At 65.7% G+C, this 21,068-nt stretch carries 18 protein-coding genes, 1 tRNA gene, 2 pseudogenes and 1 other annotated feature; of the genes and pseudogenes, 9 read left to right on the top strand and 12 right to left on the bottom strand.

What is annotated here, in order from left to right:
* Nucleotides 1-64 precede the first annotated feature (64 nt).
* Complete coding sequence (locus MU407_RS09590) at nucleotides 65-802, top strand: DedA family protein (protein WP_102237052.1); 738 nt, start codon at nucleotides 65-67, stop codon at nucleotides 800-802.
* On the top strand, nucleotides 799-1,335 hold the full coding sequence (locus tag MU407_RS09585) for an amino-acid N-acetyltransferase (protein ID WP_246956917.1): 537 nt from the start codon (nucleotides 799-801) through the stop codon (nucleotides 1,333-1,335). The genes MU407_RS09590 and MU407_RS09585 overlap by 4 nt, the downstream gene beginning before the upstream one ends.
* A gap of 23 nt (nucleotides 1,336-1,358) precedes the next feature.
* Here the strand turns inward: MU407_RS09585 and MU407_RS09580 are convergent, their stop codons facing one another.
* From MU407_RS09580 to MU407_RS09560, 5 genes are all read right to left on the bottom strand, one after another.
* Entirely contained in the window at nucleotides 1,359-2,237 is an 879-nt protein-coding gene (locus MU407_RS09580) for an A/G-specific adenine glycosylase (protein WP_246956943.1), read from the bottom strand.
* Nucleotides 2,238-2,314: 77 nt separating this feature from the next.
* The gene (gene mscL / locus MU407_RS09575) at nucleotides 2,315-2,761 is read right to left on the bottom strand and encodes a large conductance mechanosensitive channel protein MscL (protein ID WP_246956915.1); all 447 of its coding nucleotides are present in this window, start codon (nucleotides 2,759-2,761) and stop codon (nucleotides 2,315-2,317) included.
* A 58-nt stretch (nucleotides 2,762-2,819) separates the two neighbouring features.
* On the bottom strand, nucleotides 2,820-3,452 hold the full coding sequence (locus MU407_RS09570; protein WP_102237050.1) for an SAF domain-containing protein: 633 nt from the start codon (nucleotides 3,450-3,452) through the stop codon (nucleotides 2,820-2,822).
* An 81-nt stretch (nucleotides 3,453-3,533) separates the two neighbouring features.
* Entirely contained in the window at nucleotides 3,534-3,890 is a 357-nt protein-coding gene (locus MU407_RS09565) for an FmdB family zinc ribbon protein (RefSeq protein ID WP_102237049.1), read from the bottom strand.
* Between the two features lie 101 nt (nucleotides 3,891-3,991).
* Nucleotides 3,992-4,681, bottom strand: coding sequence for a 5-formyltetrahydrofolate cyclo-ligase (locus MU407_RS09560; RefSeq protein ID WP_246956913.1), 690 nt, complete (start codon nucleotides 4,679-4,681; stop codon nucleotides 3,992-3,994).
* A 74-nt stretch (nucleotides 4,682-4,755) separates the two neighbouring features.
* On the opposite strand from MU407_RS09560, the gene MU407_RS09555 reads away from it, so the two are divergent.
* From MU407_RS09555 to MU407_RS09530, 6 genes are all read left to right on the top strand, one after another.
* Nucleotides 4,756-5,433 (top strand): GNAT family protein, encoded by a 678-nt coding sequence (locus MU407_RS09555; protein WP_246956910.1) that lies wholly within the window; start codon nucleotides 4,756-4,758, stop codon nucleotides 5,431-5,433.
* Between the two features lie 63 nt (nucleotides 5,434-5,496).
* On the top strand, nucleotides 5,497-6,381 hold the full coding sequence (locus MU407_RS09550; protein WP_246956907.1) for a hypothetical protein: 885 nt from the start codon (nucleotides 5,497-5,499) through the stop codon (nucleotides 6,379-6,381).
* 25 nt (nucleotides 6,382-6,406) lie between these two features.
* A complete protein-coding gene (locus tag MU407_RS09545; RefSeq protein ID WP_246956905.1) occupies nucleotides 6,407-7,612 on the top strand; it encodes an alanine racemase in 1,206 nt (401 codons plus the stop codon).
* Between the two features lie 29 nt (nucleotides 7,613-7,641).
* Nucleotides 7,642-8,955 carry a D-arabinono-1,4-lactone oxidase gene (locus tag MU407_RS09540; RefSeq protein WP_246956903.1) on the top strand — a complete coding sequence of 438 codons (1,314 nt, stop codon included), beginning with the start codon at nucleotides 7,642-7,644 and terminating at the stop codon, nucleotides 8,953-8,955.
* Nucleotides 8,956-9,012: 57 nt separating this feature from the next.
* Nucleotides 9,013-9,927 (top strand): inositol monophosphatase, encoded by a 915-nt coding sequence (locus MU407_RS09535; protein ID WP_246956901.1) that lies wholly within the window; start codon nucleotides 9,013-9,015, stop codon nucleotides 9,925-9,927.
* Between the two features lie 87 nt (nucleotides 9,928-10,014).
* Nucleotides 10,015-10,087, top strand: a tRNA-Ala gene (locus MU407_RS09530).
* Between the two features lie 97 nt (nucleotides 10,088-10,184).
* Here MU407_RS09530 and MU407_RS14370 read toward each other — a convergent pair.
* The 6 genes and pseudogenes from MU407_RS14370 to MU407_RS09500 all read right to left on the bottom strand — a co-directional run.
* Nucleotides 10,185-10,424: pseudogene (locus MU407_RS14370) on the bottom strand (tyrosine-type recombinase/integrase); the annotation flags it as partial.
* Nucleotides 10,425-10,535: 111 nt separating this feature from the next.
* Nucleotides 10,536-11,000, bottom strand: a complete 465-nt coding sequence (locus MU407_RS09520) for a tyrosine-type recombinase/integrase (RefSeq protein WP_158239492.1) — start codon at nucleotides 10,998-11,000, stop codon at nucleotides 10,536-10,538.
* 503 nt (nucleotides 11,001-11,503) lie between these two features.
* The gene (locus tag MU407_RS09515) at nucleotides 11,504-11,725 is read right to left on the bottom strand and encodes a helix-turn-helix domain-containing protein (RefSeq protein WP_246956899.1); all 222 of its coding nucleotides are present in this window, start codon (nucleotides 11,723-11,725) and stop codon (nucleotides 11,504-11,506) included.
* 392 nt (nucleotides 11,726-12,117) lie between these two features.
* The gene (locus tag MU407_RS09510; RefSeq protein ID WP_246956898.1) at nucleotides 12,118-13,404 is read right to left on the bottom strand and encodes an IS256 family transposase; all 1,287 of its coding nucleotides are present in this window, start codon (nucleotides 13,402-13,404) and stop codon (nucleotides 12,118-12,120) included.
* Between the two features lie 177 nt (nucleotides 13,405-13,581).
* Nucleotides 13,582-13,860 (bottom strand): IS3 family transposase, encoded by a 279-nt coding sequence (locus MU407_RS09505; protein WP_246956897.1) that lies wholly within the window; start codon nucleotides 13,858-13,860, stop codon nucleotides 13,582-13,584.
* Nucleotides 13,797-13,899, bottom strand: a sequence feature (AL1L pseudoknot). (Overlaps the previous gene by 64 nt.)
* A 65-nt stretch (nucleotides 13,900-13,964) precedes the next feature.
* Nucleotides 13,965-14,168 (bottom strand): hypothetical protein, encoded by a 204-nt coding sequence (locus MU407_RS09500; protein ID WP_246956896.1) that lies wholly within the window; start codon nucleotides 14,166-14,168, stop codon nucleotides 13,965-13,967.
* A 4,631-nt stretch (nucleotides 14,169-18,799) separates the two neighbouring features.
* On the opposite strand from MU407_RS09500, the gene MU407_RS09495 reads away from it, so the two are divergent.
* A complete protein-coding gene (locus tag MU407_RS09495; RefSeq protein WP_246956895.1) occupies nucleotides 18,800-20,413 on the top strand; it encodes an ABC transporter ATP-binding protein in 1,614 nt (537 codons plus the stop codon).
* Between the two features lie 378 nt (nucleotides 20,414-20,791).
* Here the strand turns inward: MU407_RS09495 and MU407_RS09490 are convergent.
* Nucleotides 20,792-20,935: pseudogene (locus MU407_RS09490) on the bottom strand (IS3 family transposase); the annotation flags it as partial.
* Between the last annotated feature and the right edge of the window lie 133 nt (nucleotides 20,936-21,068).

Here is a 21,068-nt window from a genome sequence, read left to right as displayed (position 1 = left end):
CCGCTGCCCGCGCAGAATGGGGCGCCCGGGTCCGCGCGGACTCGTCGCGCGAGGAGGTGAGGACATGGACCGGCTGCTATCGCTGAGCTCGGTGCTTGAGGAATGGATCCTCCAGGTGGCCGACGCCTGGTGGGTGCATCTGGTCGTGTACCTCTTCGCGGCCCTGGACGGGTTCTTCCCCACGGTGCCCAGCGAATCCACGATCGTCACCCTGTCCTCCCTGTGGGCCAGCTCCGGGGAGCCGATGATCTGGCTGGTGGCCCTCGCCGCCTGGGCCGGTGCGTTCACCGGCGACAACCTGGGTTACCTCATCGGCCGGAAGATCGGCTGGCGGCGCTTCCGCTTCCTGCGCGACGGCAAGGGCCGGCGGGCCGTAGAGGCCGCCGAGCGAGGACTGGAGCGCCGCGCCCTGCTGTTTCTCATGACCGCCCGCTACATCCCTTTCGGCCGCACGGCGGTGAATCTCGTGGCCGGGGCGGTCCGGTATCCGCACCGCCAGTTCTGGCACCGCTCGCTGCTGTCCACCTTCGTGTGGGCGGTCTACTCATGTGTGATCGGCGCGGTGGCCGGCTCCTGGTTCGAGCACAATCACCTGCTGGCCATCACCGTGGCGCTGATCGCGGCGGTGATCATCGCGCTGGTCGTGGAACGCCTGGTGACGGCCCTGCACAAGTGGCTGGATCGCCGCGCCGAACGTCGCGAGACGGCGGCAAAGGAGGATGACGCCGCGTCGGAGCAGCCGGGTACGCGCGGATCTGACAGCAGCAGCGTGAACGCGCAACCGCATCAGGAGCGGGTATGACCGGCGCTCCGATGGACGACACAGCGCGCCGCGAGATCATGATCCGCCCTGCACTGCCCCGGGACGTACGCGGCATCAACGCCCTCGTCGAGCCCCTCGCGCATGAGGGGATCCTGCTGGGCAAGGATCTGGTGTCCTTCTACGAAGCCGTCCAGGAGTTCCTGGTGGCCGTCGACCCCGAGGGCGAGGTGGTGGGCTGCGGCGCCCTGCACGTGATGTGGGAGGACCTCGCCGAGGTACGGACCCTCGCGGTGCATGCGTCCCAGCGGGGCACGGGCCTCGGGCATCGGATGCTCGAGGAGCTGCTGCAGCGTGCCCGCGGGCTCGAGCTCAGCCGCGTGTTCTGCCTGACCTTCGAGGTCGACTTCTTCTCCCGGCACGGCTTCGAGGAGATGGGAGAGCAGCTGGACCCCGAGCTGTATCTGCAGCTGCTGCGCTCCCCGGATGAGGGCATCGCCGAGTTCCTGGATCTCGCCCGGGTCAAGCCCAACACCCTGGGCAATACGCGGATGATGCGGCGCCTCGACGGCTGAGAGCGCGCAGGGCGCGGCGGGCCTCAGGGCAGCCGCAGGTGCTCGTGATCCCAGATGGCGAGCCCATCGGCCACCAGGGAGGCGGTGCAGCGTCGCACGCGCTCCGGATCCGCGGGATCCAGTGCCGCTAAGCGCGTCGCATCGGGGTGCTCATCGCTGCGCAGCAGCGCCATGATCTGTCCGCGCAGCTGCCGATCCGTGCCCTCAAAGGCCTGGGTGCGGCGTGAGCCCTCGAGGGGCGCGGGGGAGCCGGCCGCGACCCAGGCGCAGCGGCCCGCGGCGAGCGGACAGCTTTCGCAGCGCGGTGAGCGGGCAGTGCACACCAGAGCTCCGAGCTCCATCACCGCCTGGTTCCAGCGCACCGACATCTCATCCTGCGCCGGTAGCCAGCTCGCGGCCAGCTCTCTTTCGGCGGCTGTGTACGACGGGGCCGGCAGTGCGGCGCCGGTGACCGCTCGCGCCAGGACCCGTCGAATGTTGGTGTCGGCGACGACGGCGCGGCCGTGGTGGGCGAAGGCGGTGACCGCCGCGGCGGTGTACTCGCCGATGCCGGGCAGGGCCCGCAGCGCGTCGATGCCGCGCGGCACCTCACCACCGTGATCGCGGACGATCGCGCGGGCGCATTCCTGCAGCCGCAGCGCCCGGCGCGGGTAGCCCAGACGGTCCCAGGCTCGCAGCACCTCCGCGGTCGGGGCGGCAGCAAGATCCGCCGGGGCAGGCCAACGGTGCATCCACTCCTGCCAACGCGGCAGCACCCGGGAGACCGGGGTCTGCTGCAGCATCACCTCGGAGACGAGAATCGACCAGGCGGAGGCATCCGGGTGGCGCCACGGCAGATCCCGCCCCGCCTGCTGGAACCAGGTGATGACCGCATGATGCACCGCCTCCGGGGTGGTGGGCATGACAACGGCGCGGGGCGGAACCTCTCGGTCCCGCCCCGCGCCGGGGTCGCTCGGTGCCGGGGCACCAGGGGTCATGCTCAGACCTGCGGCGGGTTCTGCGGGTTCTGCGCGGTCGTGCCGGGGGTGGTGCCGCGGCCGGTGAGGGCATCGCGGATCTCGGTGAGCAGCATGATGTCTTCGGAGACCGGGGTCTCCTCGACCTCCGGCAGGCCGCGACGCTTACGGTCGAGCTTGCGGGCCTGAGAGATCGGCAGGACGAAGACGAAGTAGACCACCGCAGCGGTGATCAGGAAGGCGATCACGGCCGAGAGCACCCCGCCCAGATCGACGCGGGTGGCCTCATTGGCCTGAATGATCTTGAACGACAGCCCGTTCACGTTGGTGCCGCCGAACACGTTGATCACAGGCTGGATCAGGTTGTCGACGAAGGCTCCGATCAGAGCCGTGAACGCGCCACCGATGACGACACCGACGGCGAGGTCGATGACGTTGCCCTGCATGACGAAGTCCTTGAAGCCCTTCATGGGGTCATCCTTACTGAAGAGGGGGATGGGTCGGCCGCGGCGCGGCCCGGGGGGCACTTTAGCCGATGACGGTCACCGTCACACCGCCAGCTGTTAATGAGTGCGCGACCTCACCGACGTCTGCGCGGCTGACCTGCACGATCATGGGAGCTCCGCCGCCTGCGGCATTCCCTGGCAGCGGTGAGTCCGCCGCAGCCGCGGGAGCTTGGAGCACGACGCCCTCCACCTCCCGGCTCTGCCCTGTGATGGGATCGCTCAGCTGCAGCGCGACGGCGGTGCCGGGTCGCAGATGGGCGGTCAGCGCCTCTGGGGCCGGGACGGCGACCAGCGCCGATCCCTCAGGCACGGCAGAGGCGGCAGGGTCCTCGAGCATCGGTTCGAGCACCGCGGTTCCGGCCGGCACCGGCACGGTCACGGTTCGGCCGACCAGATCGGCGGGCTCCTGCACGGCGCCGACCGGTACCAGCCGCGCGGCGACCCGCACCATCGTGAGATCCTCCGGCGCCAGGACGGTGCCGATCGGGAGATCATCACGAGCGGTCGCCACGGTGATGCCGTGCGTCGATGGCGGCAGCAGGGAGGGGGCGATCGAGGCGAGCAGCACAGCGAGAGCCAGGGCAGCGAGGGTGCGGCGGCGCCGCCGCAGCGCACGTCGCCACAGCGGAATCTGGGAGCGCAATCGGGAAAGCATGGCCCCGACGCTAGGCGCCGACGGCCCGCACGTCCCCGGCCCCAAGCGAATTGTGGATAAAGGGCCGTTGTGGAGGAGAGGTCAGGCGGCCGATCCGCTCGCGCCTGTGGTGCTCGTCGAGCTCCCGGAGCTGCTCGTGCTCGTCGAACTCCCGGTGGAGGACGGGGTCCCCGAACCGTCAGATCCGGACGCCCCGGAGCCGGAGCCCTCAGAGCCTCCGCTGCTCGGGCTCTTCGCCGCGGTCGATCCCGGCGCGGAGGACTGCGAATCGGTGGAGTAGAAGCCGGAGCCTTTGAAGACGATGCCCACGGTGTCGAAGACCTTGCGTAGGGTGCTCTGCTGGCACTCGGGGCACGTGGTCAGCGAATCCTCGCTGAAGCTCTGGTACTGCTCGAAACGGTGCTCGCAGCTCTTGCAGGCATAGACGTACGTGGGCACGCGGATCCTCCGGGGTGGGTCACAGCCCGCCGCCGTGGCCGGGCCGAGCAGATCCTACGACCTCCCCGGCCCTGCCGTGCGGGGGAGTGCGCTCGGCAAGATCAGCCGAGCGCCTCGAGCCCCGCTGCGGTCAGCACCTCCGGGACCGGCACATCGTGCGCATCCCGCGGCAGCGTCCCCGTCGGCAACAGGTCATCAGGGTTGATGACGGCGATGATCCGGACCTCCTCCGGCGCATGGCGCAGCGCACGGTCGTAGTATCCGCCGCCATGTCCGAGCCTCGTCCCGGAGCGATCGACGGCGAGCGCCGGGGCGAGAATGAGGCTCACGTGGGACAGGGCGTCTGTGCCGCGGCGCGGGCCCTCGGGCTCGTTCCCGAAGCCACGGCCGGGGGAGTCCATGAACGGTGAGTGGCCATCCCACACCGCCCAGTCCAGCTCGCGACCCGCGGCGACGGGGAACAGCATTTCGGCACCCGAGCGCGCCAGGGCGGCCGCAAGCGGCATCACGTCGGCCTCGGTCGGGGTGGGATGGAATGCCGACACCCGCACGGGGGCACTGCCGTCCCGCGCGGAGCGCGCTGCGGCCGTGGCGATCATCTCGAGCAGCGGGGCGGCATGCTCAAGCAGCTGCTGCCCCTCCCGCTCCCGTCTCCGCGCGCCCTCCGTAGCGCCGTACAGCTCACGACGCCGGGCACGTAGCTGAGTGCGCAGCGCACGCTTGATGGCGACGCGCTCAGGGTCGGCGGGGGAGCCCGGGGAGCCGGTGCGAGCGGTGGGGTCGGTATCCATAAGCGCACCATGCCATAGGGCGCGCCCCGGCACAGGGGGCTCGGGGCAGATCCTGTCCGGTCTACGATGACGCGATGGTGCATGTGTGGCCGCTCGTCCTGCGCGATGAGGAGCTCGTGCTGCGACCGCTGCGACGACGCGACCGCGGCGCCTACGAACGCCTGCGGGCGCGCAACGCTCAGTGGCTGCGGCCGTGGGACGCGACCGACCCCGAACACCCCGGGCGCATCCCCGACTTCCGATCCGTCCGCCGCTGGGGCGAACAGCAGGCCAAGGACGGCACCCACCTGCCGCTCGCGCTGACCGTGAACGGGCAGCTGGCCGGGCAGATCACCGCCGGCCCCATCCAGTACGGGGCACTGCGCAGCGCCACCCTGGGCTACTGGATCGACCACGAGCGCGCCGGACAGGGCCTGGTGCCTCGCGCCGCCGCCCTGCTCATGGACCATCTCTTCGCCGAGCTGGGACTGCACCGCATCGAGGTGACCGTTCGCCCGGAGAACGCTGCGAGCCTGCGGGTGGTCGAAAAGCTGCAGCTGCGGCCCGAAGGTCTCCGTCGCAGCGCCATCCACGTCGACGGTGCCTGGCGCGACCACCTCGTCTTCGCTCTCACCGCGGAGGATGCCCGTCTGGATCTGGACGGGCGCGGCGTGCTGCGGCGGCTCAAGAATCAGATGCGTCACCAGAATCAGATCGGTCACCGCGCCGCCGCCGCGGCGGAAAAGCCGACGGACTCGCCGCGAGAAAAGTAGATCGCGCCCGACACGCCCAGCCTGTGACCAGGGAAACCACATCGGTGTCATTACTCTGGCCGCGTGGAGTCGATCAATCTCGGAGCGGTGCTCTTCGCCCTCCTGCTGCTGCTGTGGCTGGCCTATGCGCTGCCGCGCACGGCGAGCCGCCGTGAGGTGATGGGCCGTGCCCGCGCCGCGGAGCAGGCCGAGCTGTCCTCCCAAGCGCGCGACCTCTCCGCTGCCGTGCGCTCCCGTCGCTCCCCGGCAGAGATGAGGCCCGCTATGAGCCAGGACCGCGTGATGCTGCGTCCCGTCGACCCCACCGCCCGCCCCCGCTTCGACGCGGAACCCGGAATCCGCGTGGATCTCGAGGACGAGCGGGTCCGCTCGCGTCGCCTGCTGAGCGTCGTACTGGCAGTGCTGGTGCTCAGCGTGATCGGTCTGACCATCGCCGCGGTGCTCGGCCCCGTCCCATGGTGGGCGCCCCTGGCCGGGCTCGCGGTGCTGGGGGTCTACCTGATCGGGCTGCGCCGCGCCGAGCTGCGCCGTCGGGCCCTTGCTACGCGCGCCGCCACGCGCGCCCGCCGCGAGCGGGCCGAGCGGGAGACAGCTCGCCGCCGCGCCGAGTCTCAGGCAGCCGCCCGGACCACTGGGGCGTCGGCCCGCATCGACGCCACGGACACCCCGGCTGAGCGCACTGATCTGGAGCAGACCGCCGAACGCGCCCGGGCCCAGGTGGAGCGGCCCGGGGAGTGGACTCCGCGCCCCGTGCCGCGCCCCACCTATGCACTGCGCGGTGAGGTCGATGACCTCGCCAGCCGCCACGCCGCCCACCGCCAGTCGATGCTCCGCTCCGGCGTCCCGCTGGAGGCGGAGAACGTCGAGGAGCTCGAAGCCACCTCCGAGTCCCTCCCGGCCGCGCTGGACCTGCGCCTGGACGAGATCCTCGAGCGCCGTCGCGCTTGACCAGCACCGCCCGGAAGAAGCCGCCATGACCGACCGCATCGCCACCATCGAGCGTCTGCTCGCCCGGGCGGGCGCAGACCAGCGGCCTCTGGCAGTGCTGGATCTCGACGCCTTCGACACCAACGCCGAGGACCTCGCCCGCCGCGCACAGGGCATGCCCATCCGCGTGGCCTCCAAGTCACTGCGGGTGCGCGGCCTGCTGGAACGCGTGCTGCGCCGCCCCGAGTTCCAGGGGATCCTCTCCTACAGCCTCCCCGAGGCGCTGTGGCTCGTCGAGCACGGCATGGATGACGTCGTCGTCGCCTACCCGACGGCGGAGCGCGCCGCCCTGCGCGAGCTCGCCGCCCGCCCCGCTGCGCTGGAGGCCATCACCCTCATGGTCGACGAGGTCGCCCAGCTCGAGCTGATCAGCGCGGCGATCGCGGACCTGGCGCCGCTGCCGGGCGGCTCCCGGATCCGCGTGGCCATCGAGCTGGATGTGTCCTACGCGCCGCTGCCCGGGGTGCGCTTCGGCGCCTTCCGCTCCCCGGTGCGCACACCCGCGCAGGCCGCTGCGCTGGCCCGCGAGATCGTGGCCCGGCCCCAGCTGCTCCTGGTGGGAATGATGGCCTACGAGGGCCACATCGCCGGGGTCACCGACAACGCCCGCACGCCCTACGGCATGGCGGTGCGCGGCATGAAGGCCCTGTCACGGCCCGATATCGCCGCGCGCCGCGCCGAGGCGGTCGCCGCGGTGCGGGAGCTGACGGACCTCGAATTCATCAACGGCGGCGGCACCGGCTCGATCGAATCCACCCGCACCGAAGCCGCGGTCACCGAAATCGCCGCCGGATCGGGCCTCATCGGCCCGGGCCTGTTCGACCGCTACGTGGACTTCACGCCGCAGCCCGCGCTGCTGCTGGCCCTCAGCGTGGTACGGCGCCCCGCCCCCGAGGTCGCAACCCTGCTCGGCGGCGGCTGGATCGCCTCCGGCGTGCCGGGGGAGGACCGTCTGCCCACAATCGCCCACCCGGGCGGACTCGCCTTCGCCCCGCAGGAGGCCGCCGGGGAGGTGCAGACCCCCGTCATGGGACCGGCAGCCGCAGACCTGCGGGTGGGCGATACCGTGTGGCTGCGGCACGCCAAAGCCGGCGAGCCCGCAGAGCACTTCACGCACTACCACCTCGTCGATGGCGACGAGCTGCTCGGCACCACCCCCACGTATCGCGGCGAAGGGGAGCTCTTCCTCTGACATCACGCCGCCGGCCCAAAGGAGTACCGGTGAGCATCACCACCCACAGCCACCGCAACTGGAGCGGATCGGCTCGCTTCACCCCGCAGGAAATCCTCGCCCCCACCAGCGAGGACGAGGTCACTGCAGCGCTCGCTCGCGCCCGCGCGCTCGGGGTGCCGCTGCGCGTGATCGGCGGCGGCCACTCTTTCTCCCCGCTCGTGCGCACCGACGGGGTGCTCATGACCCTGGACGGCTATCAGGGACTGGTCAGCGCCGATCTGAGCACGGGCCTGGTGACCCTGCGCGGTGGCACGCGCCTGTGGACGATCGGGGACCTGCTGGCCCCGCACGGTCTCGCGCTCACGGTGATGGGGGATATTGACCGGCAGTCGATCTCCGGGGCCATCCAGACCGGCACCCACGGCACCGGCGCCTACTACACGGGCTTCGCCGGGATGGTGCGGGCGCTGCGGCTGGCCCTGGCCGACGGGTCGATCGTGGACACGTCTCCGACGCAGGACCCGGACCTGTTCCAGGCCGCGCGGCTGGGCCTCGGCGCGGTGGGCGTGATCCTCGAGGTGACGCTGCAGGCGGTGCCCGCCTACCGGCTGGAACTCGTGGAGGGCACCGAGGGGGTGGACGCCACGGCCGCATCGTTCCTGGCGGACTGCGAGATCGCCGACCACCACGAGTTCTTCTGGTTCCCCCGCACCGGGCGGGCGACGGTGCGCACGATGCGCCGCCGGGGCATGGAGGCACCGCGGCAGCGCCCGTCGAAGCTCGCCGAGACGATGAAGTCCGAGGTGCTCGGCAACGGGGTGTTCGAGCTGATGTGCCGCAGCGCTGCGCTGCTGCCACCGCTCAGCCGCCCGGTCGCGGAGATCGCCTCCCGGGCCTTCGCCTCCACCGACACGGTGGTGGATGATTCGCCGCGCGTGTATGCCGCGTCCCGTCGGGTGCGGTTCCACGAATCGGAATGGGCGATCCCCGCGCACCGTTTCGAGGAGGCCTTTGGCGCCCTGCGCCGCCGCTTCGAGGACGAGAACGTGCGGGTCACCTTCCCGCTGGAGATCCGCCGGGTCGCCGCCGATGATGTGTGGCTGTCCACCGCCTACGAGCGCGAGAGCGTGTACATCGCCGCCCACCGCTATCGCTGGGAAGAGGCCGCGCCGTACCTGCTGCTGGTCCAGCGCGCCCTGGCACCGTTCGCTGCCCGCCCCCACTGGGGCAAGCAGCACTGGCTGGGGGCACGGGAGCTGCGGGAGCTGTACCCGCGGTTCGAGGACTTCCGGGCAGTGCGGGAGGCGGCAGACCCCGACGGGGTGCTGATGACCCCGTATCTGCGGCATCTGCTGGGCTGATGTCCGAGGCGCAGGCACCCTCCCCGGACGGTGAGGGCACGGGATAGCCTGGCCGCGATGAACACCACCGCGCCTGCCCCCACCCGCCTGCTCGAGATAGCGACCGCCGCGGCGCATGAGGCCGCCCAGTATCTGCGCGCCCTGGACCGCGACCACATCGCCCGCGAATACAAGACCAGCAGCCACGACATCGTCACCGAGCATGACCGGGCTGCGGAGGACATCATCGTCGCCGCGCTGCGGGACATGCTGCCCAGCGCCCGGATCGTCGGCGAGGAAGGCGGGGAGCGCCCTGCCGAGGCCCCGCAGGACACCGCCGGGGAGGCGGCGGCAGAGGCCGGTGACGCCGCCCAGCAGGTCTCCTTCTACGTCGACCCGATCGATGGGACCAGCAATTTCGCGGCCGGTCTGCCGCTGTTCTGCATCTCGATCGGCGTGACGGTGGGGGAGGAGCTTGTGGCCGGGGTGATCGACGCCCCGATCCTGGGTCAGGTGTTTACCGCGGCCGATGGGCCCGCGATGCTTAACGGCCGCGTGCTCGAGCCGCGGCCCACCCGCCCGGCGCGTGACGCCATGATCCTCTCCGGCTTCCCCGGCCAGTCGATCGGCCGAGAAGCCCCGGACTTCGCGGGCCCCGCCTCCGTGGAACTCGCGCGCTCCGTCTCCGCGGTGCGCCACTACGGCAGCGCCGCGCTCGAGCTTGCCTACGTCGCTGCAGGCTGGGCCGATGCGACCGGCCTGGGGCACATCAACGCCTGGGATGTCGCCGCCGGCTTCCACCTGGTGCGCCAGGCCGGCGGGTCGATCCGTACCTGGCCCGGACGGGAGGTCGCCGAGCGGCCCGACTACCTGCAGCCGGCCTATGTGGCCTGCACCGGCGCGGAGCGCCTGGAGACCTTCGATGCGCTGATGGAGCAGCTGCAGCAGCTGCGCACCAGCGGGCAGGGTGAGCAGCTGGGAGCCGGGCACTGAGGAGGCTGTGACCTTCGTCAAGACCGCCCGGGCGAGGCGACGACACCCCTGATCGGGTGCTAGTCTTGCCAGGTCGCCCGGCGACATGGGGCTATGGCGCAGTTGGTAGCGCGTCTCGTTCGCAATGAGAAGGTCGGGGGTTCGAATCCCCCTAGCTCCACCGAGTATCACGCTTTGAGTATGGCCCCTGACCTGGTGTTCCACCGGATCAGGGGTCGTTTCGTTTACGCCGTGGACACGCGGTGGACACACACGGCTCAGGTGTACGTGTCCGCGAGTGACGCCTCCAGCTCCTCCCACGCGGCGTCGGCACGGGCGGCGACGTCGTCCAGATCGCTGTCGAAAAGGTCGCTGTAGACGTCGAGCGTCATTGCCGCGCTCTCGTGACCGAGCATCCTCTGGACTGCCTTGACTGATGCGCCCGACTGCACCGCAAGCGACGCGGCCGTATGCCGAAGATCGTGAGGAGACAGGTACGTGATCCCCGCACGTCCGAGTGCCGCCTGGAGCCGGCTGGGATTCCCCGGCGCGTCTTCAGCAACATGGCTCGGGAGAGTGCGGAACGCATCAGGATCGCGCGGAGAGGGGAGCGCGAGCGAGTCCCCCGATCAGCCAGCGATGAGCGCGTCGAGCTCCGTTGCGAGATGGCGTGGGATCGGGACGCTACGCCGCTCCCACGTTTTCGGGTCCGTCACGTGCCACACGCCGTCGACCAAGGTCGCGGACCGGCGTACGTGCAGCCGACCACGAGCCGTGTCGACGTCCTCGACACGCAGGCCGACTGCCTCACCCCAGCGAAGGCCGCCGAGCGCGAGCACCAGGAACAAGCAGCGATCGGCAGGGGTTCTGCACACGCCTGCGGCAGCGCGAACATCCGCCCGGGAAAGGTAGCGCCGATTGGCACCCCGCTTCCCCCTGCCCTTCCGTGGAAGCTCGATACCTTTCGCCGGGTTGGCGGCGATGCGGCGGTCCTCGACGGCCACCTCGAGAGCCCCTCGAAGGACCTCGACCGCACGGATCACAACCGTGGCGGACCGGGTGCCCCGCTGCCTGGAGCGCGCCATCTCACTCATCGGAACATCCTCACCCGCCGCCAGAGAGGTCACCCAGCGCTGGATCCCACGTCGCGTCACCTGAGCGACCTGGACCCCTCCCATCGCGGTTCGACGTAGGAGGCCCAGGATCGCTCCAGCGAAGATAACGAGGAGGGCTTCAGGCGGGTCGACTTCGAGTCTCGATAGTGCTCCCAGCACAACGCGACCGTCACCCTCCCAGAGGACATGGAGGCGTAACTGCCGGATCGAATCTCCGCCTCCAGTTCGGAACGGGCCTCCCGCGCGCGGGCCATAGACGTGAACCCGCGACGCTTGATGGACTTGCCTTCCCTGTCCCGTATGCGGAATAGGTATCGGGTCACTCCCAGGCGGGTGTCGTACTCGTAGATCCCCGGATAACGGGTCTTCCGCTCCCTGACATCAGACATGACATCCCGCCCCTCGCCTGCGGTCACAGGGCGTCGACTGCGACCGATGCCACAGGCCACGCATCGAGTGCGCGGATGCCGAAAAGTGGGCCGTCACCGCGCCGACACCACGAGCTGAGCCTCAGTCCATTCGATGAGGTCGGCTTCGCGGTAGCGGACCGCCCCGCGGGGCGACTTGCCGGTGCGCACGAAGGCGGGTCCGGTACCGCGGAGCCGGTACGTCTCGAGCGTCCGACGGGACAGCGCCAGAGTGTCGGCGGCCTCGTTCGTGGTGAGCAGGCGCAGCGACGCCCGCTGAGATGTCGTGCGATCCATGATGCAGATCCCTCCGTGTCCTTCCAGAATGCGGGCTCCGGCCGGAACTCGCGGACGGACGCCCGATTGCAGTGGAACGCCGTCACTTCCTTCAGTGGGCGGGAGATACTCCACAGTGCGATCAGACCCGATATGAGGGCAGGCCTCTTAGCCCCGCGATACTCCCGTCCGCCCATCGGCCGCCTGGAGAGGACCCAGCGCGCGCACGACGCCGACGTGAAGTTGACCCCCGGAGCGAACGCTGTCCGACGCAGCACCCCGTTCGCGCTCGACGGCGCTTGGGACTACCGTCAGCGGTCTAAGGAGGCTACATGCCAAGCGCCGTCCAGCCCCGAGCTCCCCTGATCGGTCAAGTCCCTGGAAGTGGTGTAGCGGCCCTTCGGCGAGTGGGGTCAGGCTGTCAGTGCGGGAAGGGAATCGGTGCTCACCTCGTTCACGGGGCTAGTGGTGATGGTGAGGCGGCAGCGGGCCAGGACGTCGAGGCCGGGGTAGCGGCGGCCTTCGGCCCACTCATCGGTCTGTTCGGCCAGGACCGCGCCGACGAGGCGGACGATGGCGTCGCGGGTGGGGAAGATGCCTACGGAGTCGGTGCGTCGGCGGATCTCGCGGTTCAGGCGTTCGGTGGGGTTGTTGGACCAGATCTGGACCCAGACATCCTTGGGGAAGCCGGTGAACGCGAGGACGTCAGCGCGGGCTGCGTCGAGGTGTTCGGCCACGTCCGGGAGCTTCTGGTCGACGTAGTCCAGCAGCCGTTCGAACTGGGCGTTGACCGCGGCGGCGTCGGGCTGGTCATAGACGCTGTGGAGCATCGCTTTCACGGCCGGCCACATTCCCTTGGGACAGATGCTCATCAGGTTCGCTGCGTAGTGGGTGCGGCACCGCTGCCAGGACGCGCCGGGGAGATGGGCGGCGATCGCCTCGACCAGCCCGGCATGGGCGTCGGAGGTGACCAGGCGGACTCCGCCCAGGCCGCGGGCGACGAGGTCGGCGAAGAAACTGTTCCAGGCTGCCCCGGTCTCGTAGGTGGCGACTCGCATGCCGAGCACTTCGCGGTGGCCATCGCCGTTGACGCCGGTCGCGAGCAGGACAACCGCGTTGATCACTCGGCCGCCTTCGCGGACCTTCATCGTCAGCGCGTCAGCGGAGACGAACGTGAACGGCCCGGCCGCATCCAGCGGGCGGTGGCGGAACTGCTCAACATGCTCGTCCAGATCGGCTGCCATCCTGCTGACCTGGGACTTCGAAAGCGAGTTGATGCCGAGGGTCTTGACGAGCTGGGGCCCCGGATGCGATGTGCGCGAAGCGTGCATCCGGGGAGCCATGCGGCGGGTGGAGACGCCGGCGAGATAGCAGTCCGCCACGACCGTGATCAGAGCGGATTCGGCGCGCTTGCGGCGCTCGAGCAGCCAGTCGGGGAAGTAGGTGCCGGTGCGGAGCTTGGGGACGGCGACGTCGATCGTGCCGACGCGGGTATCGAGGTCGCGATGGCGGTAGCCGTTGCGCTGGGCGGTCCGCTCGGGGCTGGGTCGGCCGTATTCGGCGCCGGCGACCGCGTCAGCGTCCGCGGAGAGGAGCTCGTTGATGATCCTTTGCAGCATCGTGCGCATCAGATCCGGGGAGGCTTCGGCCAGCGCTTCACCGAGCAGGCCGTGAGGGTCGACAATATGGGGAGCGGTCATCGTGATGACTCCGTTCGAGGATTCTGTGGAAGGTTGACTCGAAGGATCACACGGTGGCCGCGTCCTCGTCCGGGACGATCACGGCCACCGCGCTACACCACTATGCGGGACTCAACTGTCTGCGGGACAGGTGGTGACGGGCTTTCGACCTCGCCGAACGCCCTGGGGGCCGGCAATTTACATCAGCCTCGCGACCTGGTCGCGGCCGACGTCCCATCCCGCGTGGCGCATTGCGTGCCACATCTTCCGGACCCCGTAGACGCTGTAGTTCGCCTTATGAATCCGCCGCACCTCCTCCACCAGCATCTCATCCCGAACGCTGCGAGCGGAGGCCGGCCTGCTCTTCGCAGCGCGGTATCCGCGGGAGGTGATGAACCCACATACTGTCGCACCGAGGATGCGGCAGATGGCCCCGACCCCGAACTTCTCGCGATGCATGTCGATGAACGCGATCATTTCGTCGTGGGGCGGTCGAGTTCCGCTGCGAAAAACGCTGAGGCGTCCTTCAGGATCTCGTTCGCACGTCGCGCCTCGGCGAGCTCCCGCCGGAGACGACGATTCTACTCCTCGAGCGGCTCTCCCGGTCCGACCGGCTCGGTGGGTCCGTAGCGGTTGCACCAGATCCGCAGCGTCTCCATGCCAACACCGAGCTGTGGTGCGACGACACGGATCGATGCTGCACGGAGGCCGCCCTCGCGAGCTTGGCAGACGCAGACCATGCGCACGGCACGGTCACGCAGCTCTGGACTGAACTTCTTGGGCATGCTCCGAATCTCCTAGCTGAGACACGGAACGGAACCCAGGGCGCTTCACCCCGCAGTGTTGCATGGTCAGGTCAAACCGTTTAATCTGATGCGAGTGACGCCCGTCACGCCTCGTAGCCGAGGTGAAGCACTGCTCGGCGGATCGAGGAATCAATCCACGAAAGAACGGACCAATAGATGCTCAAGAAGATCCTTCGCGCATTCAATACGAATCGGAACGATGACATCGAGGTGACAGTCCGCAAGGGCGATGGTGCCGAGGACAGCACCAGTACGTGGGCTACAGCTCGCTGACAGCCGTCCAGCGGGTGGCTCACGTGGCCGTGGGCCACCCGCCGTACCATCCAGAGGATTGTTTTGCATATACGCTATGCGCTTGAGTCGAGCACATCGGGGCAGTCAGACGTCGAAGTCCGGCTAGCTGGAAGAAAGTTCCACCTGCCCAGTGCGGAAATAGCGGGCGTATCTGTGTCAACCACCGGCGAGCTTCTCGAAATCGACAAGATGGTGTTCGTCCACGGGCTCAACGTAATACAGGAAAGGAGCACAGAGCCCACAACACTTTATACTTCGGAGCTGGGCCCGAGAATCCAAATTGGAAGTTCGATTAACGCTCTGCCGAGTGCGTCGCTCAAACCGGACATCGAGGCTGTAGCAGTTTCAACAATATCTGGCACCGGAATGCAACCGGGCGACTCGCCATTTGTTGGCGTGAGACGAGTTCCTCCACTCTTTACGGCAATTGACAATCGGTCGCAACTTCAACTCAGGAGCCTACTATCAAACGCAGTTGGCTACCCGGAAAGAACACCCTTTAATGACCTCTGGGATCCAATTGCTGAAGATCTCGGCGCGACTCTCGCCCATGATTTCAGGAATGACGGCTTTCTCCTTCAATCCGGCGGACTTGACTCAGCTACGCTTTCGCTCCTCGAACCTGCACTACCGCAAGTCACACTGCAATATTTAGATAGGCTCCTCCCGGAGTATCTTGAACTAATATCCAGAAAGATGTCGATGTCAGTTCGCAGAATCGACCCTAGCGAGCACTGGCGATTGTCGAATAACGAGCCTCCTGCCAGACTACCGGTAGCGCCCGGTCAGTGGTTCGCATATCAAGCGGTGCTCGAGCACGCAAAGTCCGAAGTCTTCTCAAGAGTAGTTTTAGGAAATGGCGCTGACGAACTGCTTTACTTGCTTTATGAATGGCGACATGGACCAGCGCTTGGAGCTCTCCACCCCGCACAGTATATTGGTGGGTTCATGAGATCACGAAAGGGCTATGAAGATTATCCGTACGCAGCCACTCGTGACGATTTGCGGCGTCGTAGCCAAACGATACTCACTCCTGAAGCCTGCGAGGCACATGCAGAGCGCATCGACAGGCCGCGCCCCTCCGATGCAAACTATCGCCGTCAGTGGGCTCACCGGGCCTTCGATAATTACTACCTCGAGCATTTTAGTAACGAGTCTGGGAAGCAGGGTATCCAGATCTCGTTGCCGTTTGCTTCCGTGAGTGTTGTTGAAGGTCTTCTCCGTTTGCCAATGCGCTGGCGTGCCGGCCAATATTACGGTGCATGGCACTCTAAGTTGCTTCTCCGTGAGGCTTCAAGGAGGCTGGTGGGCAACGCCGCCGTACTCGCGTACGGTTCGTTGTCATGGCCGAGCCTGCCAACGAGAGATCTCGCAAGAGCTGTATGTAGCCTGGGGTCCGCGTCGAAATGGCAGCTTTCCTCGCTCGGGCTAGTTGACCCTCAGAGAATAGATCAATTGATTAAGACTGCGACGGACAGACACGTTAGAATCCCACCCGCAGTACAGCTTGCTGCGGGTACTGAGAAATGGGTGAGGGCCTTTGCGTAATCCTGAGAGCACTGTACAGCGCTATCCCCGCCCGGGAATTGGCGCGGCATTATTTACCTTGCCGAGGCATCGTCAGAGCGACCTTTTGACTGCTTGCAACTCTGATGCGTTTGCTTACGTTCCGGTTCAGCATCTCTCGCAAGTGACAAGAGACCTTCCCTTCAGGACAAATAGGCGTGATGATTCCCTGAAAACGCTGTCGGAACTCGGTTTGGTCGATCTGCAAGAACGCGGATACACCAGGGGGTATCTCCAATCCCATATGCCATTCGCGGTACCGAGAATCGCGCGCGTGCCACTGAAGTCACTCAGTGTCGTGGTTTGTTCGCGAAATGAATTTCAGCCTGGTGAGGGACTATTACTCTCTCTTAAGAGAAGTCTTGGAGATGAAGTGGAGACGATTCACGTCGTTGATGACGATACACGAGCATCGAACAGTACTCGCACGTCTCGCGCCGACCAGCGCATTATAAATGAAGGTCATCATGGCGTCTCAAATTCGCGTCGGATTGGAGTTGAAGCGGCGTCAACAGATGTGGTCTGCTTTTTTGACGCGCATGTTCGAGTCCCGGTAACTTCTCTACGGTTCGCCGTTTCCACTTTACTCTCCCTTCCCGGCGCTGGATTAGTTGGCCTTGGTATCGGAAGTCCGAAACAGAGGATTCCGCAGAAGTTTGGAGCGGTATTGGACGGGCCAAGACTCAGTTATACTAGACTACCTAGGGCTACGGGTTACGATGCCTGGGAGGTGCCCATAGTGCCCGGAGGAGCGTTCGTAGCTAGAAAGTCAGACTTGATTAGAATCGGGGCATTCGATCCGGCTTTCAAGGGCTGGGGCTACGAGGATATTGACACATCGATTAGAATGACCTGCGCAGGACTAAGAAATTATGTCGTCCGCAAGAGTGTTGAGCACTTCTGGTCGAGTCGTGCGCCGTACCAGAAGTGCGCCAGTGAGGTGTTGATGAATCGTCTTCGTACGGCTAGGTACTTCCCCGACATTCTGAAAGCAGATGTTCATCGCCTTGCGCGGAGAACAGCACGGGAGCACGGAATAGCTTTCAGTTCACTACTTCCTATCGACCAAAGTCCGCTTAAGGGGATGCTCGAAGGCCCCGCGGAGTAGTACTTTGTTTCGTACGGTAGCTGGAGGGTTCGCTAGTGGTAAAGAAGCTCGCCGTCGCGTCTTTCATGCCGGAATTGCTCTCCTGTATCGGTGCGACTAGCCGTGCTGTCGGGTTTGCATTTCATTGGAGACTCGACAGGGAACAGCTGATTCAGAAGATGATCCAAGGGCAGTCTGCGTATCGGAGTCCAGTCCTCCAAGATGAAGCTTGGATTCGCGCATTTTGCGTTGCGGATAGGGCTGAGCGATGCCTTGCCCTCGTGGACAAATCGGCTGCCTGCCTGCGAAAGTCTATTTTTGCTGGCCGAGAATTGCGACACGCAGGCTTTAATGGTTTCTCTATTGTGATAGGTGCACCGTATCGCCCCTACGTTGATGGCATTCATGCCTGGCTAGTTCTAGGGAATCAAACTTTGACTAGTCGAGGAGTCGAGCTTGGCGTGAACTATGAAGAGCTGATTCGTCTCGAGGCGGTTCCCGAGGATCTTATATTCCGCCCGGGCCCCGGGTCTCAAATAATTGTGACGATTGCGCGTGAATCCCGCGTCATATATCTGTTCTCGAGAAACTTTGAACGCTGCATTCCAATTCCGTTGCCTCAAGATGTAAGGCAAGACTTTGAAAGCGGGAGTTCTCTGGCTGCGTGGGAGATTCTTGATCTCTTGCCAAAGGACGTCCAGGTAGATGCGTTTCGGAGGCTACTGAGAGGCGGGGCGTAACTTGGAGCGAATTGACTTGACGATTCTAATTCCCATGCGAGGCTACAACTCGGCATTGACTTCTTCGATCGTAGAGGCTGAAGAGTCCGATCTAGCTATTCAGTTGATTGTAATCGACGATGGCATACCCGAAAAGGATAGATCCTTTCTCCTTGAAACGTTCCCCGGGGTTGACCTAATCCGGAACGATGGGTCCGGTCTTGTAGACGCATTGAATACAGGCTTAGCTAATTCTCGGGGTCGGTATATCGCACGCCAGGATTCGGATGACCTGGCGACGATTGGGAGGTTTGACCGCCAGTATGAGCACCTGATTCGTCATGATGTAGATTTTGGCTGGACGGGATATGAGGTGGCAGTGCGTGAAGAAGTTCTCGAGAGGCACCATAGTAGGCCCTTACGTGTTAATGGCTCTGGAAATCCGTTTTGCGCAGGAACGCTAATGGTTCTCCGCGAACTATTGACTTCCATCGGAGGTTGGGGGCGAGAGGCATTCTTGTGTGAAGACTACGATCTGCACTTCCGGCTACTTAACACGTGCGCTCGGTGGGGTTTTCTTGAGGGCGGGTGGTATAGGTATAATGTGAGGGGAGGTAGCAGCCACGTTCGTCACGGAGTTGAGATGGCTTGGTACGCTGAGCAGGTGCCGAACGGCGTCTTCCGCACATGGCCGGTCTCCTGGGGGCAGAGAGTAGGCGAGATGCGTTCACGCGCTAGTTGGGCGAAGAAGTTCTCAGCAAGCGGATTCTACTTGGAAGCGATGGAGGCTCTACGTGGCTCGATTCCGGCGCGTCGTTCGTAACGTTCGGGAGGTGCCACCGTTTGGGCTGTCGTTTTGGGTTATGGCGTGGTCGCTCCGGGTGACGCCGCTAACCTTGTTATGCTGCGCGGCAATCGAGGTTGTTGTCGCGCTACTTCCCGCCATGCAGGCTATCGCTTTCGGTTCGCTGGTCGATTGTCTCAACCGGGAGTGCGCTGGGTCAGATTTGATAGGGAACTTAGCGGCGACGGCCGGGATTGTCGGACTCGCGCAGGCGCTCTCCTCCGTCGGGGCTTCGGTGAGGATGATTCTGAATTCCTACCTAGAATACGGTGCGAAACGTGAGCTTGCGAGGACGGCCGCATGGCGCACCGCAGGTGACGTACAGGACTCGGGGAGTGGGCGCAGGCTTCAGGAAGCGAAGAATGCCATCCCTCTTCTCGCGATGATGCCTCAGTCCGTGATGACTGTTGCCGGAGCTGTGATTACCGCGGTGTCGCTGTGCTTGACAATCTGGCACTACAACTGGGTCGCGGCACTTTTCGTCGTCTTGGCGTTGTTTCCTTCCATCGTGGCTTTCATGAAAGTGTCGAAGATCGCGCGTCCGGTCTGGAGTGTGGTGGGCGAGGATGAGCGTATTGCCGAGTACCACTTCGACCAACTTAGGTACGAGGCGACCGGGGTTGAACTTGCGATGCTTGGCACGTCGACTCGGGTCGCGGAGCATGCCGGGCTCAGATGGGAGGCAGTGGGGGATGTACTCCGCCGCTTGCGGCTCCGTTCCGTAGGAGTGGAGCTCCCAGCAGGCGTCGTGACTGCTCTCTGCCTACTGCTGGCTTTGGCGATGCTGGCGGTTTCTGGCAGCGGGAGTGCCGGCGCGTCTGTCGGCGTGCTTGCTATCGTCAGCGGGATAGCATCCACCAGCAATGCGGGTAACGCGGCGGGCCGCGTGTTGGCAGCTAACACGAGGGTGGCGGGCTACCGGCTGTTCACGGAGGAGCAGCGGGAGCCGAAGACTCAGCGAATAGTGCGGGACATCGGTTCTGTCGAAGTGCGGGATCTCGAGGTGACCTATCCAGGGGCGACGAAGCCCGCCCTCGATCGCGTGAGCGTAAAGGTCGAGGCGGGTGAGATGATCGGTATCGTCGGAGCTAATGGCGCGGGGAAGACGACCCTTGTATCGGCTATCTGTGGTTTAGTCCAAGCCCAGAGCGGCTCCGTCTTGATCGACGGTGTCGATCAGGCGGTGAGGTCGGAGACGGAGCGATTCGCGATGATCGGCACGCTTTCGCAGGAGTTCGGAAGGTTCCAACTATCCGTTCGTGACTCCGTGCTCCTGGGGACGCCGGAGCAGGATATCCCGGATACGCGCATATGGGAGGCGCTCGAGTTCGTGGGGATCGCCGATCTTGTCCGGGAGATGAGTGGCGGGCTCGATGCCCAGCTCGGCGTCCAGTGGGGTGGGCGCGGTCTGTCGGGCGGCCAGTGGCAGCGGCTCGCGCTCGCCCGCATTGTCGTACGCGACGCTGGGATCTGGATCCTGGATGAGCCCACTTCGGCGATCGATGCGGAGGCGGAGGAGGAAATCTTCTCGCTACTGACTCGGTCGAAGAAGGAGAGGATCACCTGTGTGGTTTCGCATCGGGCTTGGACCTTGAAGCAAGTTGACAGAATCTATGTCCTCCATGAGGGACGGCTCGTCCAAGAGGGGCACTACGATGACCTCGTTACGTCTCCGGGGCGGTTCAAGGAACTGTTCCGCCAGCAGTTTGCGTGACGCTCAAGCATAATCAGTCTATGGTCGCCTCCCCCGACGGTTGCGTACGAAATCGACCTCAACGAGGAGAACGCCTCGAAGCGGCGCGAGGACCTGGCTGCGGGGATCGAGCCTTGCCGGCGCATCGGCGGACGCGCTCGCCGCGGCACTGCGGCGCGGAGCGCAAGCGATTTGAAGCACATCTGCGCCTGTACGCTGGAGCAGGGGCTCGAGGTCGGTGAGCGCGAGCGCAACAGCATGAAGCGTCCTGGGGTTCGTTCCGTGGTTACACGGTCGCGGGCACGGCCGTCGTGGGGTGAGTGTAGGTCGCTTCGACGGTTGCGGGGTTCGGTAGCCGAGAGCTTCGTGGAGCCGGGACGTGTTCCACCAGTGGACCTAGCCCATCGTGGCGAGCTCAACTTCGCTGACCGACCGCCAGATCCGCTTGGAGTAGATCAGCTCCGTCTTGTAGAGGCCATTCACGGTCTCGGCCAGCGCGTTATCGTAGCTATCGCCGACCGTGCCGACCGAAGTTTTCAGGCTCTTCACACCTGACTTAGGACATCGTTAGTGCCCTATCTCGGGGGCGATGGCGGTGATGACGTGGCGGGCGTCGGTGGTGATTTCGGGTGGGAAGTCCTGGGTGGTGCCGTTGATCGCGATGCGGGCTGTTCGG

It is taken from the genome of Brachybacterium sp. Marseille-Q7125, from assembly GCF_023062615.1.
Classification (GTDB): domain Bacteria; phylum Actinomycetota; class Actinomycetes; order Actinomycetales; family Dermabacteraceae; genus Brachybacterium.
The sequence above is the reverse complement of the archived record's forward strand: the minus strand, read 5'-3'. Positions and strand labels throughout refer to the sequence as shown.

Bases quoted from the DNA above. Each gene is read 5' to 3' on its own strand.
- MU407_RS09570 (WP_102237050.1), bottom strand. From the start codon at position 3,452: ATGCTTTCCCGATTGCGCTCCCAGATTCCGCTGTGGCGACGTGCGCTG.
- MU407_RS09495 (WP_246956895.1), top strand. From the start codon at position 18,800: ATGCAGGCTATCGCTTTCGGTTCGCTGGTCGATTGTCTCAACCGGGAG.
- MU407_RS09515 (WP_246956899.1), bottom strand. From the start codon at position 11,725: ATGGATCGCACGACATCTCAGCGGGCGTCGCTGCGCCTGCTCACCACG.
- MU407_RS09580 (WP_246956943.1), bottom strand. From the start codon at position 2,237: ATGCCCACCACCCCGGAGGCGGTGCATCATGCGGTCATCACCTGGTTC.
- MU407_RS09585 (WP_246956917.1), top strand. From the start codon at position 799: ATGACCGGCGCTCCGATGGACGACACAGCGCGCCGCGAGATCATGATC.
- MU407_RS09520 (WP_158239492.1), bottom strand. From the start codon at position 11,000: ATGAGTGAGATGGCGCGCTCCAGGCAGCGGGGCACCCGGTCCGCCACG.
- MU407_RS09545 (WP_246956905.1), top strand. From the start codon at position 6,407: ATGACCGACCGCATCGCCACCATCGAGCGTCTGCTCGCCCGGGCGGGC.
- MU407_RS09535 (WP_246956901.1), top strand. From the start codon at position 9,013: ATGAACACCACCGCGCCTGCCCCCACCCGCCTGCTCGAGATAGCGACC.
- MU407_RS09555 (WP_246956910.1), top strand. From the start codon at position 4,756: ATGGTGCATGTGTGGCCGCTCGTCCTGCGCGATGAGGAGCTCGTGCTG.
- MU407_RS09500 (WP_246956896.1), bottom strand. From the start codon at position 14,168: ATGCCCAAGAAGTTCAGTCCAGAGCTGCGTGACCGTGCCGTGCGCATG.
- mscL (WP_246956915.1), bottom strand. From the start codon at position 2,761: ATGAAGGGCTTCAAGGACTTCGTCATGCAGGGCAACGTCATCGACCTC.
- MU407_RS09590 (WP_102237052.1), top strand. From the start codon at position 65: ATGGACCGGCTGCTATCGCTGAGCTCGGTGCTTGAGGAATGGATCCTC.
- MU407_RS09510 (WP_246956898.1), bottom strand. From the start codon at position 13,404: ATGACCGCTCCCCATATTGTCGACCCTCACGGCCTGCTCGGTGAAGCG.
- MU407_RS09560 (WP_246956913.1), bottom strand. From the start codon at position 4,681: ATGGATACCGACCCCACCGCTCGCACCGGCTCCCCGGGCTCCCCCGCC.
- MU407_RS09505 (WP_246956897.1), bottom strand. From the start codon at position 13,860: ATGATCGCGTTCATCGACATGCATCGCGAGAAGTTCGGGGTCGGGGCC.